The following is an 18,189-nucleotide window of genomic DNA, read 5'->3' as shown; positions in this document are numbered from 1 at the left end:
TCTTAACGATCACTTCCTTCATCTTATCACTGCGGCTGCCTTTTGCACGAGTTTGGATGTACTTTTGAATGTCTAAAGCTTGTTAAAGCAAATCTATCAGTTCCATGGCTAACAAATCTCCTAAAAGGGTATATGAAAAGTTAAATTGCTTTAATAGATTTGGAGGAATAGATTTGAAGATACGTATCCGACACACAAAACGATATCAAGAGATTATCAATGTGTTTCTTCGGAATGGATTCAGCCATTTCCTTTTCCGGTTAGGCCTCACCAACCGCAGTTCGTTAAAGGATGACGGGGTCGAAGTAAATATGAACGATATCGGGGTCAAGCTTCGTCATGCGCTGCAAGAATTGGGACCAACTTTCATTAAACTTGGGCAGATTGCTAGTTCAAGACGGGATCTTGTTCCGCCGGAAATCGCGTTAGAGCTTGAAAAACTACAGGATCACGTCATGTCTGTTCCCTTCGATAAGATCCGTGAAATTGTGGAGTTAGAACTGGGAGAGCCTCTTGAGCACCTTTTCAGCCGATTCGACGAAGAACCGTTAGCTACCGCTTCCATCGGTCAAGTTCATGTCGCCTATTTACCAAGCGGAGAAAAGGTGGCTGTGAAAGTGCAACGGCCTGATATCCGGCCAATTATGGAGACAGACCTTGCGATTTTGAGCGATTTGGCACGTTTTCTGGAAGACAATACGGATTGGGCGAAGACCTATCATCTCCGCGAAATGATTGTAGAGTTTTCGCGATCCTTGCATGATGAACTGGATTATCGGGTGGAAGCGCGAAATGGCGAGCGCATTGCGAAGCAATTCGAGGAGGATCCGAGTATCCATATTCCGAAAGTCCATTGGGATTTTTCGACGGACAAGGTACTGACAATGGAAATGGTCTACGGCGTGAAGGTGAATAATTTGGAGAAGCTTGACGCTGGTGGGTATGACCGAAAATTAATTGCCCGACGGATTGTCGATTCGATGTTCCATCAGATTTTGGACGAAGGCTTTTTCCACGGCGACCCACACCCAGGGAATATTTATATCCTCCCCGACAACGTCGTCTCGTACTTGGACTTCGGAATGGTCGGCATGCTTGACAAGGAAATGAAATATCATTTTGCCTCGCTGCTTATCCATTTGCAGGAAGGAAATACGGAGGATATGATTGACACTTTTGCGGAAATGGGCATTCTATCCGAGGAAACGGACATGCGGACATTTACGAGGGACATCACTGATCTGCAAAGGAGATACTATGACGTTGCGTTGAATGAAGTGAGTCTCGGAACCATTTTCATCGAACTGTTCCAAGTCGCCTATCGTCACCATATTATCATCCCTTCGGAGATTTCCATTTTAGGCAAGGCGATTCTCACGCTTGAAGGGCTTATTGCAAAGCTAGATCCTGAACTAAGCATTATGAAAGCAGTCGAGCCTTTTGGGAGGAGGTTGGTAAAGGAACGTTACCATCCGAAGAATCTATTTGATAATTCCTGGAAAGATTTTGTTGAAAACATCGAAATCCTGACGAACCTTCCAAAAGATTTGAAATCGATCATGACGACGATCCGAAAAGGTAAGCTCCAACTTGACATCAATGTCCAGCAATTGCAAGTGTTTCTCCGCAGGCTTGACCGAATCAGCAACCGGCTTTCCTTCAGCATCATTCTGCTGTCCTTCAGCATTCTCATGGTAGGTTTGATCATCGGCTCCGCCATCGACGGGAGGGCGAACATGCTATGGCAATTCCCAATTATTGAAGCAGGATCCATCATTGCGTCACTCATGTTCCTTTTCATGATCTATACAATCATCCGGTCGGGTCGGATGTAAATTGCAAATTTTCTTACACGCAGCCTCATTCTTGGTGTAAATCCCAACATAGAATATTGTAGAAAGACTTTTATCTTGGGAAGGAGGTGTGGGAAAATGGGGAAAACGTTGATGAAGATTTCAGTCATTTATTTCATGATCGGTATTTCCTTCGGTTTATACATGTCTTTCACGCATGTGTTTACCTTGACGTCTGTACACGTCCATTTGAATTTGGTCGGCTGGGTATCGCTTGCGTTAGCTGGGGTATTCTATCATCTCTATCCGAATTTGGAAAGATCCGGCATGGCGAAGGCACACTTTTGGCTTCATAACATCGGCTTGCCGATTATGATGATCAGCATCGCGACGGCCATTCTCGGAGGACCTGAGATTTTCTTCCTGCTCGCAACGTTAGGCGGAGTGATGACCGTTCTAGGCGTCCTGTTGTTTGGCTTCAACGTCCTTTTACGCTTAGATAAATAATACTAAAATTACGCGCCTCCGATTGTTGTGTACATCCCGACGATTGGGGGTGTTTTCGTTTGTGCCACAGTAGAATGCTTAGTTCTTTGGTCATCATTTGGTGATAAGTTTCAATATTCAATAGATAACTTCCTTTATTCGATGGATAACTACAGTTATTCAATCGATAAATCCCCTTATTCAATAGATAATTCCCTTCATTCAATCGATAAATTCAACGCCCGAATAATAACTTAAAAAAAATTTTACATACACCATGAATAATTTCCCTCATCCTGCACAATATAAAGTTACTTGATAGTATCCTTCCGAAATAGCTCAGCGGTGGAGCAATCGGCTGTTAACCGATAGGCCGTAGGTTCGAATCCTACTTTCGGAGTAAAGGCTGTCTCTGTCGACATGACGAGAGACAGCCCTTTTTCATTACCTGTGTAGGAGGACACCAATGTGGACATGAAATTAGCGGTACTCGCTTTAGGCGGTATTAATGAAATCGGGAAAAATATGTATGTTATCCAATATGAAGATGATATTGTTGTGATTGATTGTGGTTCGAAGTTTCCAGACGAGAATTTATTAGGCGTAGACCTGATCATCCAAGACATTTCCTATTTGAAGGAAAACCGGGAAAAGGTGCGCGCACTCATTGTCACTCATGGCCATGAAGATCATATCGGCGGTATTCCGTACTTCCTGAAACAATTGAATGTACCTGTCTATGCGACAAGGCTGACACTCGGACTAATCGAGTTGCGATTAAAAGAACATAAACTTTTACGGGAAACTAAACTTACATTGATTGACGGGGATTCTACGCTCGAATTTGGGTCGATGTCCGTCTCCTTCTTCAAAACGAATCACAGCATTCCGGATTGCCTCGGCATCGCCTTCGAGACGCCTGAAGGAACAGTCGTGCATACAGGGGATTTCAAATTTGACCTAACACCAGTAAATGAAGAGTATGCGGATCTTCATAAGATGGCCGAACTCGGAAAAAAAGGTGTGTTGCTTTTATTATCCGAAAGCACGAACGCAGAACGTCCTGGTTTTTCACAATCCGAACGGGCTGTCGGGAAGCATATCGCAGACGCATTCCGTGAAGCGACTCAAAAAATCTTTATCTCGACGTTCGCTTCGAATGTCCATCGGATACAGCAGATCGTTGAAGCTGCAGAAATGACGAACCGGAAGATCGCCTTGCTCGGCAGAAGTATGGTGAACGTTGTGGCTGTAGCAGAAGAGCTTGGATATTTGACGATTCCTGAAGGGATGCTAATTGAACAGCAGGAAATCGATCGAATGGACCCGGAACGAGTCGTCATCATTTGTACAGGAAGCCAAGGGGAACCGATGGCCGCATTATCGCGTCTTTCCACCAATAACTTCCGCCAAGTATCCGTGTTGGCCGGAGATACAGTTATTTTCGCTTCCAGTCCAATCCCTGGGAACGAAAAAAGTGTGTCGCGCATTATCGATAACTTATACCGTATAGGAGCAAAAGTTATTTATGGGACAGGCGGCGCAACCGGCATGCACGTTTCTGGACATGCGTACCGGGAAGAACTCAAGCTCATGCTCACGTTAATGAAACCAACCTATTTCGTTCCGATCCACGGCGAATACCGCATGCTCGAGCTGCACCGTTCTATGGCCGAATCGGTCGGTGTGGAACGTGATAATATTTTCATTTTGAATAACGGCGATGTTGTGGACATTCAGGATGGAGTCGCCCGCCAAACGAGGCATGTAGAAGCAGGAGATGTCTTTGTGGACGGATTAGGCATCGGGGATGTCGGACGAGTTGTATTGCGGGACCGAAAATTGCTTTCCGAAGAAGGAATGCTTATCATCGTCGTGTCGATGAGCAAAACGGATGGCCGGATCATTTCGGATCCAGACACGATTTCACGAGGCTTCGTTTACGAACGTGATGCCGAAGAACTTTTCAATGAAGTGAATGAGCTCGTTATCTCTACGATCAAAGAAGCGAAACCTTCCACTCGTTATCGGCGAAACGATATGAAACACGAAATCCGGAAAGCTGTTGAAAAACTGCTCTATACCCGAACGAGAAGAAGGCCGATGATCCTTCCTATTATCATTGAAATATAAAAATATCCAAAAGCGGAGGACATCGCTCGTCCTCCGCCACTTTTATTTTCAAAGCTGGTCCCAATTTTCTTTCACCATTCCAAATACATAGTGATCAACAAACTTGTTGTACAGCCACTCAGCCTGTTGCAAACGACCTTCCTGCTGAAAACCGAGCCGTTGTGGAATGGCCGCACTTTTTTTATTTTCCGTCGCTGTACGGATTTCAATTCGGTTTAATCCTAATTCTGCGAAGCAATAGTCGACAACCGCCTTGCAAGCCCTCGTCATCAAGCCTTTGCCTTCGAAGCCACTCCCCAACCAATACCCTATCGATGTCGATTTGTTTGACCAATTAATGCCGTGCAAACCGATCACTCCAGCAAGCTCCCCCTTATACCAAATGCCTGCCTGAAAGCCGTCATTTCGACTGAACTGCTGCAATGTTCCACCGATAAAATTCCTCGAATCTGCAACCGTTCTCGTAAAATCAATCCACGGCAGCCACTCACGAAGACTCTCCCTTGATTGATCGGTCAATTGAAATAGCCGTTCGGCATGTCTCGTTTCCAATAAACGCATTTCGATGTTCTCATCAACTCTGTATGTAAACATTGTCCTGCCTCCCCTTTTATCTGGTAATTCCTCTTTCATTCTATCGTAGTTTTCTTGGCAAGATAATACAAAGGAAGAATTTCACAAATTAGTATTTAACCATCACTATTTGCTATTTATCGAAGATAATTTACAGTTCTTTAATTAATTTTCGTAAATGGGTTGCAAATGAACAATAAAAGCACTAGAATACTAATATATTTTACTGGAAATCGAACATTACATTTTCAAATAAATATAACGTTCGTGTTTTGGTTATTATTGAATGTAGAGAGAGGGAGTATTACTTTGAAAAGATTTGATAACAAGTGGATGCGTGCCGTACTTCCGGCTTTGTTAATTCACTGCAGCATCGGGACCGTTTACTGTTGGTCCTTGTTCAAGAACGATATTGCCACTTACATCGGGAAGCCTGTCGGTGAAGTGGAATGGGCGTTTAGCTTAGCAATTTTCGTCCTTGGTATGTCTGCTGCTTTTGGCGGGAAATTTGTCGAGAAAGATATTCATAAGTCGTCCCTTCTATCAGCCTTATTTTTCGTCGTCGGGATGGCGGGAACCGGTTTCTTCATCTATCAAAAATCATTGATCGGTATTTATATTTTTTATGGGATTGTAATGGGAATTGGGCTTGGCATCGGTTATTTAACACCGGTAAAAACATTGATGCTTTGGTTCCAGGAGCAAAAAGGTTTGGCAACAGGCCTTGCTGTCGCAGGCTTTGGTTTAGCTAAAGTGATCGCAAGCCCTTTGATGGAAACATTACTTGGAGCAAGAAACAGCGAGGGAATTTTATTAAACGCTTCAAACATCTATACAATGTTTTATATATTGGCAGGTATTTATTTAGTCATGATGGTGATTGGACATTTGCTCCTTAAAAAACCAGCTGGCTACGAAGAAGAAAGTGTACAAGCTACAAGCTTTAGTTACCGAAAAGTGTTAACGAATAAAACATTTATCGGCATTTGGCTTATGTTCTATATAAATATTACATGTGGACTAGCTTTAATTTCACAGGAAAAAGGCATTTTGGCGTTCATTGGTTTCGGAGCGATTGGCTTAGTCAGTTCACTAACAGCTATCTTCAATGCAGGTGGACGGATTGTCTTCTCTTCATGGGGTGACCGATTAAAAGATCGTAACTCCATCTATAAAATTATTTTCATTTCATCTATAGCAGTGATCTTATTAACCATTTTGTTTGACGGTATTAATAATTCCATGGCGATTCTTATCATTGCCTTGCTTTGTATCGTAAACGCAGGGTATGGCGGAGGATTTTCATCGTTGCCACCGTTGCTATCTGACCGCTTTAGTTTAAATACGATCTCTACTGTCCATGGGTTAGCTTTGTCTGCTTGGGCATTTGCAGGGCTTTCAGGCAATCAGTTAAGTGCTTTTATTCTGGAAAAAACACAATCCTACGACATGGTGTTATATGTCATTATGGGTCTCTTCACGATTGCAACGTTAATTAGTATGTTTCTTGTGAAACCTGAGAAAGTGTCCTTGGAAAGCGAAGAATCGAATTGGAAAGAAAAAGCGGTAACGAATTAAGTTGGTACTGTTTTGAAAAGGATGCCTCAATAATAGAGGGCATCCTTTTTATTCACCTACTAAAAGATCCCAAAATCTAGTCGAAGCCGGTGAGAGCGGTACACTCTTCAACGAGCAGACGCCGATGCTTCTATGGGGAATTTGTTCGGTCAGCTGGACTTCTTGGAGAACTCCACTCTCTAAATAGTCTTCCGTGAATTCCCTTGTCACACAGGCGATTCCCATATTCATTCTCGCAAATTCAACAACAAGATCATGGGAGCCTAATTCGAATTCAGGCGAGATTTTTACTCCTTTGGACAATAAATACTCCTCTACATATTTCCTCGAATTCGAACTTGGCTCAAGGATAATAAGCGGCAGCTTGGCAAGCTCCCGTAATCCGATTGGCTTAGCAAGCAGCTTTCGGTATTTATCGCCATAGACGAACGTATCATGGATATTCATGCATGGCGTGATGTTCAATGAAGAATCGTCCACAGGCAAGTTGCAGACGACGATATCGACCTCACCCGATTTCAAGAATGCAATAAGTTCATCTGTCGTTCCGTTTTCGATTTTTAATTTGATATTCGGAAATCGGCTACGGAAAGCTTCCAGATGAGGCAGGAGAAAGTATTTGGAAATCGTATCTCCTACGCCAATACGCAGTTCGCCGGTCGTCAGGTTTTTGAACTCGGCTATCTTTTCTTCCCCGATTTCGATTAAATTAATGGCCGAATTAACATACTCCAAAAGAAGGCTTCCTTCATTCGTCAATGTGACTCCTTTAGGCGTGCGATTGAAAAGTCGTGTCTCGAGCTCCCGTTCCAGCTGCATAATGGATTGGCTGACGGCGGGCTGGGTCATGAAAAGTTCCTTTGCAGCGCCAGAGAAGCTTTCATTTTTGCCGACCACAGAAAAAATACGATATAAATCTAATTTGCTGACCATATAACCACCCCTTATACCTACCATTAGATATATTAATTTTACTTATACCACTAATCGGTAGTATAGTACAAGTAGATCGTCAGTAAAGTTATGCGATAAGGAGCGATAACATTGGAAAGAGTAGTTGGAACAGTTGTTAGAGGTCTTCGTTGCCCGATTATCAATGAAGGAGACAATATTGAAGAGGTCGTCGTGGATAGCGTACTGAAAGCGGCAGAAGTCGAAGGGTTCGCCATCAATGACAGAGATATTGTAACGATTACAGAATCCATCGTAGCTCGCGCGCAAGGCAATTACGCGACTGTCGATCATATTGCGAAAGACGTTCAATCGAAATTTGGCGACAGCACAATTGGTGTCATTTTCCCGATTCTAAGCCGGAACCGATTTGCCGTTAATCTACAAGGTATTGCGAAAGGTACAGCGAAGAAAATCGTTTTGATGCTCAGCTATCCTTCCGATGAAGTCGGCAACCACCTTGTCGATCTTGATACACTCGACGAAAAAGGCGTCAACCCTTGGACAGACGTGTTAACTGAAAAAGAATTCCGTAATCTTTTCGGATATAATAAACATACATTCACAGGTGTCGATTATATCGACTACTATAAATCAATCGTTGAAGAGAACGGCGTGGAGTGCGAAGTCATCTTCTCGAATAACGCGAAGACGATTCTTGAGTACACGAAAGACGTGCTCACTTGCGATATTCATTCACGCGAAAGAACAAAACGCATCTTGAAAGCAAACGGTGGCGAAAAGATCTACAGTCTCGATGACATCCTTGCCGAGTCTGTTGATGGCAGTGGATATAATGAGGCATACGGGCTACTCGGCTCCAATAAGGCGAAGGAAGACAGTGTGAAGCTGTTCCCACGCAATTGCCAGCCTGTCGTCGATGCAATCCAAGCTTCTTTGAAAGAAAAGACAGGTAAAACAGTTGAAGTCATGGTATATGGCGATGGCGCTTTCAAAGACCCAGTAGGTAAGATCTGGGAGCTTGCAGATCCAGTCGTGTCACCTGCCTATACTGCAGGCCTCGACGGCACACCGAATGAAATCAAATTGAAATACCTTGCAGACAACAACTTTGCTGATTTACGCGGCGAAGAGTTGAAAAAAGCGATTAATGAATTCATTGAGAACAAAGAGGACGATCTCGTCGGCTCGATGGAATCTCAAGGGACAACTCCACGAAAACTGACTGACCTGATTGGCTCATTGTCCGACCTAACTTCAGGCAGCGGCGATAAAGGAACTCCGATTGTGTTCATTCAAGGATATTTTGATAATTATACGAAGTAAGATACGGCCCTTAGTCATTTGACTAAGGGCTGTTTCATATCTGCCGGCAACGAATGCATAAATTCCCGTACTTCCTTGTACAGTACATGAGGTGCTACCGAAAACTCTAACGTTTGAATGTCAGGGAGCCATTGGACGCCTACAGTGAATACATCGGCCCCAATCCCTGCTTGAATGTCCGCATCACTATCACCAACAAATATCGCCTCATCATTCTTCACATCTAACTGTGATAACGCCTTGAGTAATCCTTCTGGATGGGGCTTCGGCTGAACGACATCATCACCGGTTATGATGACATCAAAAAAGTCGTTCATGCGGAGGGCTTGCATAGAGATCTCTAAACTTCTTTTGGCCTTCCCCGTTACAATCCCTAATTTTATGCCTCTCTTTTTCAACTCCGTCAATAAATCTTGGATCTCCTGATTCGCTGCAACTAGCTCATTATGCTTTTCCAAATATTTTTCATAATATAGCTCAATCGCCTGCTCCTTATTTTCATGGAGGAGATTTTCTTTTATGATCCCAACTTCACTAGGACCAAACATTGCCCTGATTTCCCCGGATGTCAGGACTTTATTGTCAAACTCCTGAAAAACACTTTGAAACGCATAATCACAAACAGGCAATGTATTCGCTAACGTTCCATCAAAATCGAAAATAATTGCTTTCATATGGTACACTCCCTTCCCTTATAAAATGAGTTCGCCATTGTATGTTTAGAACCCTTTTCTATACTTCGGGCAAAGTTATCGGTCATTTCCCGAAATATATCGATCATTTCCCAGGATTTATTGTCATTTCGGGACTTAAGGTCTATCTTGTTCCAAAAAAGGTAGAGGGCTCATCCCTCTACCTTCACTTCCTCAATTGTTCTAATATTTTCTGTGCTTGATATCCGACTTCAAAGTCATACAACTCTGCTTCTTCCCCATTCACCGCTTTTACTAGCTCATCGATCAATCGACGGGGTGCCACTTCCTCTAGGGAGATCGTTGCCAAGTCGTCGCCGGTTTTTCCTCCCCGTAAATGTCCCCAGTTTTCTAGACTAAGGATGCCTTCTGTTCCGTAGGCGGTAAACCCGATATGTTCTTTTCCAGCTTGCCCACTTATTCCTTCAATCAAAACTGGCGTGCCGTCCGAAAGTTCTGCTGTAGCGATGATGCCTGACTCGCATAGCGTCGGGTCGTCAGGGAATTCCAAACGTGTTTGGATATTTTGGACCTCACCGAATAATTTCAATGTCTGCTGGATGAAATGGACGCCGACTTCGAGGACGAAACCACCCTGCTCTCTTCCGCCGACCCAGTCATTTTTCTGCCAAGCACGCGGCCATTCCGGGAAATGCATGGATAGCTGGAGGCGTCGTAGCTTGCCTATGTAGTTTTCGTTAATGAGCTCGGCGAGTTTCGTTGCCGCTTGACCATAATTTAGCGGAAAGTTCATGGCGTGAACGATGCCCGCTTCTTTCGCAGCATCCGCCATTTCTTCCGCTTCTTCCAATGAGTTTGCTAATGGCTTTTCGCATAAGACATGCTTTTTTGCCCGGATGGCATCCATTACGATAGCATGATGAAATTTAGGCGGGACTGCCACGTAGACAGCATCCACCTGCTCATTGGCTAGTAACTGCTTATAATCCGTAAAAGCCTGTACGTTGCCTAGACTATTAGAAGTCTCTTTTGCTAGAGCTTCATTCCGGTCGCAAACTGCAATAACTGCAACCTCGTCATGCTCCGTAAATTGCTTGATCAATCGTTGACCGATGGCTCCTAAGCCGATAATGCCAATATGTAGCATGAAAATTCCCCCTTTTTTCTATCGTACAATAGGCGGGGTGGGCTGTCATTATTCATTGCTAGTATAGGGAGCTAAATAATTGAGCCCTTGATCAAATAAAGGAGGTCTTGTGCAATTAAAGGAGCACTTAATTAAATAAAGGAGCCCTTATGTAATTAAATGAGCCCTTGACCGAATAAACGAGCCCTTGTGCAATTAATTGAGCCTTTCCATAAATAAATGAGTCCCATGCTCAAACCATCACCTATCTACCCGGTAAATCCCTTTCCGATCCCGCAACCGGCAGCCGTTCTGCTCAAAAATGCGGATCATGTGCTGGTTCGCTTCATCTGTACTGCCGACATATGTCGTTGCGCCGATTTCCTGCAACAAGTTAAGCGACATCCGGTGAAATGCAGTCCCATACCCTTTCCCTCGCCATTCCGGCACGACGCCGAAATAAAACAAACGTCCCTCATCGACAGTTCCTTGCTCGATAATCGGGATGCTCAAACCGACGGGCTCGCCGTATTTCCGGAAGATGTAGCAGTGCGTTTTCCAATTCGGACCGAGCTCATTTTCAAGGGATTCCATAACTTGTTCGATTGTAAACAGCTTGTTTTTATTGGCAGAACCGCTGCGACATCGTTCATACAGCTCCGCGAACTCTGAATTCTTCATCTCTCCGTCAGCCAATGCCTTCATGGAAATTTCAGAATCCGATGGTAACGTCTCATTCAACTCACGTGTATATTCAACAATCGTCGATATTTTACGGAAACCTTGTTCCAACAGCCACTTCTCATAGGATGTATCCATTAATAACGACATATATTCAATCTGCTTCTCTTTCCAACTCCAAAGCAAAGCACTAAACGCTTCCAAGTATTCCTGCTCAGAAACCCCTTCCACTTTCACCTGATCGACGAGCCAATATTCATTATCCTTCTCAATTCTATTAAACAAATTCACTTGTTTCATTCCCCTTCTGCTGTTCTATCATCTCTAAGAAGTTTCGCCAGGACTCGTACGGATTCCTTCTTACCCTGCAAAGATTCAACTCTCCCTTATGAGGGTACGTTGGGTAGAGGAGGCACATTACGATGTTTGGACTTTCTGATTTAGTTTCTCTTGTCATTTCAGCCTTTATCATTCTCCCTGTGGTCACGTTCCTCAGGGAATCAGGCTACCTTATTGCAAGTGCCATTTTCGGTGTCACAAATCCAAGGCTCACGATCGGATCAGGCCCACGTTTTAAAAAGTTCGGCATATTTGATATCCGGAAATATTATCATTTGTATAGTTGGTTTTCTTTTGATTCATTGAAGAGGGACAGTAAGTTTGCGTATATATGCATTTACGCTGGTCCGATCCTTGTGAACCTTATTATTGCACTTGTCATTAATATGTTACTGGCGAATGGATTCCTGGAGAATTACAGAACCTTTTTTGAACGCTTCATTTTTTACGTGTTCTACTATGTACTATTCGATATTGTGCCGATGTTCACGGTGAACGGTAAACCGAACAACGGCATGATCATCTATGAAATGCTGCGTTATGGAAAACGTATTGATGATAATAACGAGCCTTTCCTTCCCGCTACGACAGACGTTGAAGAAGAGGTTCAAGAACAAATGGAAAAAATCGAGGAGAAAATTGAGGAAGAAAAAAAGGGTGACAGTCCCCCTCGCTCGTAGGTTGACTGTCACTCCATGTCATTGCTGTTGGTCTTTATCCTGCTCAGATAAATTTCGTTCCTTCGTGAAATCAGGTTCCTCTCCAAACTCCGTATTGAAGTTCGGGTTTGCAAATCGTTCACGCCTTGCAGCCGGTTCTATTTCTTCATCCGGTTTAAATAAAAGGCCCAAGCAAATTAATCCGCCAATCGCCACAAGTGCATAAACGACTCTGGACAAAAACGCATCTTGTCCACCAAATATAGATGCGACTAAGTCAAATTGGAAAAAAGCGATTAGCCCCCAATTCAATGCTCCAATAATGACTAATGCCAATGAAATACGTTGAAGCGCTCCCATTTCGAATTCCTCCTCATTAAACAATTATCCTTATCTTTGGCTAAATGAGGATTTTCATACTTCAAAATCGACTCCAAAATTCACCAATAATTTATTGATCGCCGCCACTGGTAAAGCTGGTAGTACATACTACAGCCCAGATATTCATTATCGTACAGTCGTTAGATTTATTACTACATTTTCTTTGTTTTTTAGCTAAGAAGTACACCCGAATTTATTATAAAAATAACGTTTCAATAACGACCTTCGTAAAACGAAATACTTGCATTTTATATTACTTTTTGATAAAATATCGTGGTGTGCATTAATAAAGAAGTTTGATTAATAATAAGCCTTAAGGCAGAAGGAGTAGGTGCGAACATCTAAGGAGCTGAAATGTATTGTCAACTAAACAAACAACTATTCAAGACGATATGAACGGTGAGACTGTCTCAGATTATTCATTAGACCGAGTGCCTCGCGAGGAGCGGAAGGCAGGCTGGCTTTCCATCACCAACATTACGTTTGGAATTGCTACTGCGATTTTCTACTTCCAAATGGGAAGTGTCATGGCTCTCAATTGGGGAGCTCCCAATGCCCTCTTATCAGCAGGTTATGCCATCATCGTGGCAGGCATACTCGGCACCGTTATTGTGTATTTATCGGCCAAGTCAGGCATGAACGTCAACCTCATGTCACGTGGCGGCGGTTTCGGCTATATCGGAGCGTCCTTGACCTCGCTTATCTACGCATCGAATTTTATTTTGTATTGTGCGTTCGAAGGTCTGATTCTCGTATCAGCCGTTCATTATTTTATCCCTTCCTTTCCGAAATGGGTTTTAATCCTCGTATTTGGGCTCATTGTTATTCCTCTAAATTGGTTTGGTATTAAACAACTCGACAAGCTGCAAAAATGGTCATTACCGATTTTCATCCTGTTTTTGCTCACAGCCATTGTTGTTTCTTTCATCAAACCTGCTGTCTATACGGGTCCTGTTTTCTCTTATACGCCTGAAGGGGTTCAGCTCGGTGGAACCGCGCTATTGCTCTGCATCGGCATGCATAATGGGATTATGGGCTTAACCGCTCTTCTTGCTTCTGATTATGCCCGCTTTTTACGCCCTAAAGATATCAAAGTTGGTTCTTTAGCAATCGGGTTTATTCCCCAAATTTTTTGTTACGGTGTTATGGGAGGATTAGGCATTTGGTTCGGCGTCCGTTACTTGGAGCCAGATCCAGGTGTTTATGTTGTACTGCTGCTCGGAATCGGCGGTGCGCTATTTACCATGTTGACGCAATTGCGTATTAATGTCACAAATATTTATAGTAGTTCACTCTCCTTATCAAACTTCTTTGAAAACTTCTTCCGTTTCACCCCTGGTCGACGATTTTGGATCGTCGTCTCCGCGGTAGTGGCGATTGTGTTAATGCTCGGCAATATTGTAGACCATCTAGCTACGGTTATGACATTCCAAGGTGTATTCCTATTTTCTTGGGCAGCCATCTTAGTGACAGATGCGCTTGTCGTAAAGAAATGGTTAAAGATTGGTCCGAATTATTATGTTGCCACACAAGATTATTTATATAAATGGAATCCCGTTGGCGTTGTTTCTCTCCTCGTTGCAAGTGTAATTGGTACAATTGCTGCACTTGGCTATATGGGAGTGTTCCTCCAATCAACGGCTGCGTTTTTCGCCTCATTGCTCGCTGCTGTGTTAACGGTTATCATTGCTGTTATGACAAAAGGCAAGTATTATTTACATCACGAACCAACGAATGTAGCTGAAGAGGACAAATTGTAAACGCTTAATGGAAAGTAGCCATGCCCGCTTATTATTTAAGTGGGCATGGTTTTTTACTGTTTTATTTTCATTGGGTATATTATCTTCTACTTCCCTTTTTGTATAATGTGAAAAGGGGAGATGATTTTTATGTTGCATTTACAACCGATTACAAAAGACAATTGGATGAAAGCTATTTCCTTGCGAGTCCGGGAAGATCAAGTGAACTTTGTCGCATCAAACGCAGTGTCGCTTGCTCAATTGAATTTCCTTGAAAACTTTTATGCAAAAGGGATTTATGCCGGAGAGGAAATGGTCGGCTTCACACTTTATGGAAATGATGAAGACGATCATGAATATTGGATGTACCGGATGATGATCGATCAGCAACATCAGGGAAAAGGGTATGGAAAAGAAGCGATTCAACTTGTAATTGATGATGTTCGAAAAATGAAAGAGGATCGCCATCAGACACTCACACTGTCATATGAACCGGAGAACGTACACGCAAAACGAATTTATGAAAAGATGGGATTCCAGGAAGTCGACGGATTTATCATCGACGGTGAACAAGTAGCTCGTTATACATTTTAATTACGTAAAAAAGCTGACTAGGGCATTCGCCGAGTCAGCTTTTGTATTTATTCCTTTGTCTGTGGCTCTTTATCTACAACTAAAGTGTCATCTACATTTGGTACTTCACGGTCTTCTCCCAAAGCGGGATCTTGTTCCGTTTCCCCTGTTTCGACAACAACGACCTCTTCTTCAAATGCTTCTGGTTCCACGCTCGATGACTCAACTTCTTCCGGCAAGTTAGCGACCAAGCCTAGTGCCTGTGCAGTTGTCGCATGGATTTCTTTTAGAAGTTCCGGATTGTCAACGAGTGACAGACCGTAAGAAGGAATCATTTCTTTCAGTTTCGGTTCCCATTCTTTGATTTGCTGTGGGAAACATCTATTAATTACTTCAAGCATGACATGAACAGCTGTCGAAGCCCCCGGTGATGCTCCAAGCAATGCTGCGATAGAACCATCAGAAGCGCTGACAACTTCCGTCCCGAATTGAAGCGTCCCTTTACCGCCCGCTTCTGTATCTTTAATAACTTGGACCCGTTGGCCAGCGACGATAATATCCCAATCCGCATCTTTAGCAGTCGGAACGAAGCTACGCAATTCCTCGATGCGCTGTTCTTTCGACAGCATGAGCTGCTGAATCAGGTATTTCGTTAATGCCATTTCTTTTGCGCCTGCCGCCAACATCGTGAAGACGTTGCTCGGTTTCACAGAAGTGATCAAGTCCAGATTGGAGCCTGTCTTCAAGAACTTCGGCGAGAAGCCGGCAAACGGTCCGAACAGCAATGATTTTTTATTATCTATATATCGAGTGTCAAGATGCGGAACAGACATCGGCGGTGCGCCAACTGACGCTTTGCCGTATACTTTCGCATGATGCTGTTCGACGATTTCTGGATTTTTACAAACTAAGAAGAGACCGCTTACAGGGAATCCCCCAATATGCTTCCCTTCAGGAATGCCGGATTTTTGCAATAAATGTAAGCTTCCTCCGCCAGCACCGATGAAGACGAATTTAGCAGTATGGCGTTCTACGACACCGTTATTGAGATTTTTCACTTTCAATTCCCATAATCCGTCAGCAGTACGCTTAAGGGTATTCACATTATGATTATAGTTAACTTTAACATTGTTACTTTTTAGGTGGTCTATCAACATACGTGTCAATGCACCGAAGTTGACGTCTGTTCCCGTATCGATCTTTGTCGCAGCGATCGGCTCATTTACAGTACGGCCTTTCATCATAAGCGGCAGCCATTCCTTCAACTGCTCCGGGTCTTCGGAATATTCCATTCCTTGGAATAGTGGATTTTCGGTAAGCGCTTTAAAACGTTTTTTTAAAAACTTCACATTGTCTTCCCCATTGACGTAACTCATATGAGGCAATGGCATAATAAAGTCTTCTGGATTGCTGATCAAATTGTTGTTAACGAGATACGACCAAAATTGCATAGAAAGCTGGAACTGTTCGTTGACCTTGATCGCTTTACTAATATCTAACGTCCCGTCCGGTTTTTCATTCGTGTAGTTAAGCTCACACAATGCAGCATGTCCTGTTCCCGCATTGTTCCATTCATTGGAGCTTTCCTCTCCTGCGCCACTGAGCTTCTCAAACACTGTTATTTTCCAGTCCGGTGCCAATTCCTTCAACATAGTTCCCAAAGTTGCACTCATGATTCCGGCGCCAATTAAGATGACGTCTGTATTTGTTTCTCCGTTGCTCATATAGATCATCCTTATACCCTTAATTTGCAGAAAGGATGTAGACGCTCCTTCTAAGGCGTCACAGAAAAGCAAGACGCGATCTAGGAACACACCTTTTCTGTTCAATAGTAACCTCATATATTATATCATAATTTTTTGTCTACGAGACTTTATATGCAAATTTGTTTAATTGTTTCGCATTTACTTTATGAAACTTTTTCCTATTCAACTTCGTATTGAATGGAGCAAGGAGGGTGTTAAGAAATGGATAAATACAATTACAATTTTACTAAACCTAAATTAGACATCCCAAAGTCTACATTTCAGAAAGTGTTCGACATCGTTACTATGATTGTTTTTGCGGCAGGAATCGTCCATCTCATTGCTGTTTGGGGTCAGTTGCCCGATCAAGTCCCGGCACATTATAATGCAGCCGGCGAGGTGAATCGCTGGGGATCAAAGTGGGAGCTCATCATTCTTCCGATCATTGCAGCCTTTTTAGCCATTTGCATGACGTTTCTAGAAAAACATCCGGAATGGCATAATTATATGAACCTAAATGAAAACAATATTGAATTTCAATACAAGAATTCAATTTTATTATTAAATGTAATCAAAAATGAATGCGTCTTGCTGTTTGTATTCCTGTCTTATAATATTACGCAAGTGGCGTTAGGGAATGCTGAATCGCTCGGCAGTCTATTCCTGCCTATCTTCCTTGTCAGCCTATTTGCTTCAATGGCTTTCTTCATTGTCCGATCCATTAAACATAAATAAAGATGGTATACTATACATACAGCTTTACGTCAGTCAGGAGATGATGTAAGAATGAAATATGATGTGTTTTTATTCGACTTAGATGATACATTAATGGATTTTGTAGAAACGGAAAAAAACGCGTTTACGAATGTGTTCACCCTTCATGGATATCCGAATGGGTTGGTTGATTACAGAGATACTTACCGGGCAATTAGCACTGTGCTTTGGGAGGATTTAGAGCAAGGCCGTATTACGCTTGCGGAACTTAAAACGGAGCGGTTTAAACGGTTGTTTCTTGAGCATGGCCTTGAAAGCGATGCCGAACTGTTCGGGCAAATGTACCTTGATCATTTAGGGAAGGAAGTCCATTTAATCGATGGAGTAGCATCCATGCTTCAATCTCTTAAGGGCGCAAGGATGGTAGTTTTGACAAACGGTTTCAAAGACGTTCAACTGGCCCGCATCGCAGCTTCCGGTTTAGCCGACACATTTGAAGCAATCTTCACGTCTGAAGAGATCGGTTTCCAGAAGCCCCAACCTGAAATCTTCGAACATGTCTTCAACCAATTGCAGATCAAAGACAAATCCCGTGTCTTAATGGTCGGAGACTCGCTTTCATCGGATATTCGAGGGGGCAATAACTTCGGCATTGATACGTGCTGGTATAATCCAAAACAAAAAGAAAATACCGGTGTCGCACGGCCTACATATGAAATTCAAGATTGGAAAGAGTTTCAGATGATCGGTATACAAACAATCGCATCCAGTTGAAGGA

17 protein-coding genes and 1 tRNA gene are annotated in these 18,189 nt (G+C 43.0%); 11 read left to right on the top strand and 7 right to left on the bottom strand.

Going from position 1 to position 18,189, the window contains the following annotated elements; all coding sequences use genetic code 11:
• Window positions 1–173: 173 nt before the first annotated feature.
• The 4 genes from MHZ92_RS17475 (at window position 174) to MHZ92_RS17460 (ending at window position 4,412) form a co-directional block, all read left to right on the top strand.
• The gene (locus MHZ92_RS17475; RefSeq protein ID WP_239432994.1) at window positions 174–1,835 is read left to right on the top strand and encodes an ABC1 kinase family protein; all 1,662 of its coding nucleotides are present in this window, start codon (window positions 174–176) and stop codon (window positions 1,833–1,835) included.
• A gap of 96 nt (window positions 1,836–1,931) precedes the next feature.
• Entirely contained in the window at window positions 1,932–2,300 is a 369-nt protein-coding gene (locus MHZ92_RS17470) for a cytochrome-c oxidase (protein ID WP_239432993.1), read from the top strand.
• Window positions 2,301–2,607: 307 nt separating this feature from the next.
• Window positions 2,608–2,679, top strand: a tRNA-Asn gene (locus MHZ92_RS17465).
• A 74-nt stretch (window positions 2,680–2,753) separates the two neighbouring features.
• A complete protein-coding gene (locus MHZ92_RS17460; protein WP_239433023.1) occupies window positions 2,754–4,412 on the top strand; it encodes a ribonuclease J in 1,659 nt (552 codons plus the stop codon).
• 48 nt (window positions 4,413–4,460) lie between these two features.
• On the opposite strand, the gene MHZ92_RS17455 is transcribed toward MHZ92_RS17460, so the two are convergent.
• The gene (locus MHZ92_RS17455) at window positions 4,461–5,006 is read right to left on the bottom strand and encodes a GNAT family N-acetyltransferase (protein ID WP_239432992.1); all 546 of its coding nucleotides are present in this window, start codon (window positions 5,004–5,006) and stop codon (window positions 4,461–4,463) included.
• Window positions 5,007–5,294: 288 nt separating this feature from the next.
• Between MHZ92_RS17455 and MHZ92_RS17450 the strand changes: the two genes are divergently transcribed.
• Entirely contained in the window at window positions 5,295–6,563 is a 1,269-nt protein-coding gene (locus MHZ92_RS17450; protein WP_239432991.1) for an OFA family MFS transporter, read from the top strand.
• A gap of 48 nt (window positions 6,564–6,611) precedes the next feature.
• Here the strand turns inward: MHZ92_RS17450 and MHZ92_RS17445 are convergent, their stop codons facing one another.
• A complete protein-coding gene (locus MHZ92_RS17445) occupies window positions 6,612–7,496 on the bottom strand; it encodes a LysR family transcriptional regulator (RefSeq protein ID WP_239432990.1) in 885 nt (294 codons plus the stop codon).
• Window positions 7,497–7,607: 111 nt separating this feature from the next.
• Here MHZ92_RS17445 and MHZ92_RS17440 point away from each other — a divergent pair, with 111 nt between their 5' ends.
• On the top strand, window positions 7,608–8,801 hold the full coding sequence (locus tag MHZ92_RS17440) for a coenzyme F420-0:L-glutamate ligase (protein ID WP_239432989.1): 1,194 nt from the start codon (window positions 7,608–7,610) through the stop codon (window positions 8,799–8,801).
• A 14-nt stretch (window positions 8,802–8,815) separates the two neighbouring features.
• Here the strand turns inward: MHZ92_RS17440 and MHZ92_RS17435 are convergent, their stop codons facing one another.
• The 3 genes from MHZ92_RS17435 to MHZ92_RS17425 form a co-directional block, all read right to left on the bottom strand.
• Complete coding sequence (locus MHZ92_RS17435) at window positions 8,816–9,475, bottom strand: HAD family hydrolase (protein ID WP_239432988.1); 660 nt, start codon at window positions 9,473–9,475, stop codon at window positions 8,816–8,818.
• A gap of 184 nt (window positions 9,476–9,659) precedes the next feature.
• Window positions 9,660–10,601 carry a Gfo/Idh/MocA family protein gene (locus tag MHZ92_RS17430; RefSeq protein WP_239432987.1) on the bottom strand — a complete coding sequence of 314 codons (942 nt, stop codon included), beginning with the start codon at window positions 10,599–10,601 and terminating at the stop codon, window positions 9,660–9,662.
• A 240-nt stretch (window positions 10,602–10,841) separates the two neighbouring features.
• Entirely contained in the window at window positions 10,842–11,552 is a 711-nt protein-coding gene (locus tag MHZ92_RS17425) for a GNAT family N-acetyltransferase (RefSeq protein WP_239432986.1), read from the bottom strand.
• A gap of 131 nt (window positions 11,553–11,683) precedes the next feature.
• Here MHZ92_RS17425 and MHZ92_RS17420 point away from each other — a divergent pair, with 131 nt between their 5' ends.
• A complete protein-coding gene (locus MHZ92_RS17420; RefSeq protein ID WP_239432985.1) occupies window positions 11,684–12,280 on the top strand; it encodes a hypothetical protein in 597 nt (198 codons plus the stop codon).
• Window positions 12,281–12,298: 18 nt separating this feature from the next.
• Here MHZ92_RS17420 and MHZ92_RS17415 read toward each other — a convergent pair whose 3' ends face one another.
• The gene (locus MHZ92_RS17415; RefSeq protein WP_239432984.1) at window positions 12,299–12,619 is read right to left on the bottom strand and encodes a DUF378 domain-containing protein; all 321 of its coding nucleotides are present in this window, start codon (window positions 12,617–12,619) and stop codon (window positions 12,299–12,301) included.
• Between the two features lie 413 nt (window positions 12,620–13,032).
• On the opposite strand from MHZ92_RS17415, the gene MHZ92_RS17410 reads away from it, so the two are divergent.
• Both MHZ92_RS17410 and MHZ92_RS17405 read left to right on the top strand, forming a co-directional pair.
• Window positions 13,033–14,400 (top strand): purine-cytosine permease family protein, encoded by a 1,368-nt coding sequence (locus MHZ92_RS17410; RefSeq protein ID WP_239433022.1) that lies wholly within the window; start codon window positions 13,033–13,035, stop codon window positions 14,398–14,400.
• A 129-nt stretch (window positions 14,401–14,529) separates the two neighbouring features.
• Entirely contained in the window at window positions 14,530–14,973 is a 444-nt protein-coding gene (locus MHZ92_RS17405) for a GNAT family N-acetyltransferase (protein ID WP_239432983.1), read from the top strand.
• Window positions 14,974–15,020: 47 nt separating this feature from the next.
• Here the strand turns inward: MHZ92_RS17405 and MHZ92_RS17400 are convergent, their stop codons facing one another.
• Window positions 15,021–16,676: a malate:quinone oxidoreductase gene (locus MHZ92_RS17400; RefSeq protein WP_239432982.1), complete on the bottom strand. Its 1,656-nt coding sequence runs from the start codon at window positions 16,674–16,676 to the stop codon at window positions 15,021–15,023.
• Window positions 16,677–16,919: 243 nt separating this feature from the next.
• On the opposite strand from MHZ92_RS17400, the gene MHZ92_RS17395 reads away from it, so the two are divergent.
• Both MHZ92_RS17395 and MHZ92_RS17390 read left to right on the top strand, forming a co-directional pair.
• Window positions 16,920–17,432, top strand: coding sequence for a DUF1648 domain-containing protein (locus tag MHZ92_RS17395; protein WP_239432981.1), 513 nt, complete (start codon window positions 16,920–16,922; stop codon window positions 17,430–17,432).
• A 51-nt stretch (window positions 17,433–17,483) separates the two neighbouring features.
• The gene (locus tag MHZ92_RS17390) at window positions 17,484–18,185 is read left to right on the top strand and encodes a YjjG family noncanonical pyrimidine nucleotidase (protein WP_239432980.1); all 702 of its coding nucleotides are present in this window, start codon (window positions 17,484–17,486) and stop codon (window positions 18,183–18,185) included.
• Window positions 18,186–18,189 lie beyond the last annotated feature (4 nt).

Source organism: Sporosarcina sp. ACRSL, from assembly GCF_022346605.1.
Lineage (GTDB): Bacteria > Bacillota > Bacilli > Bacillales_A > Planococcaceae > Sporosarcina.
This window is presented reverse-complemented; position numbering and strand designations above follow the sequence as displayed.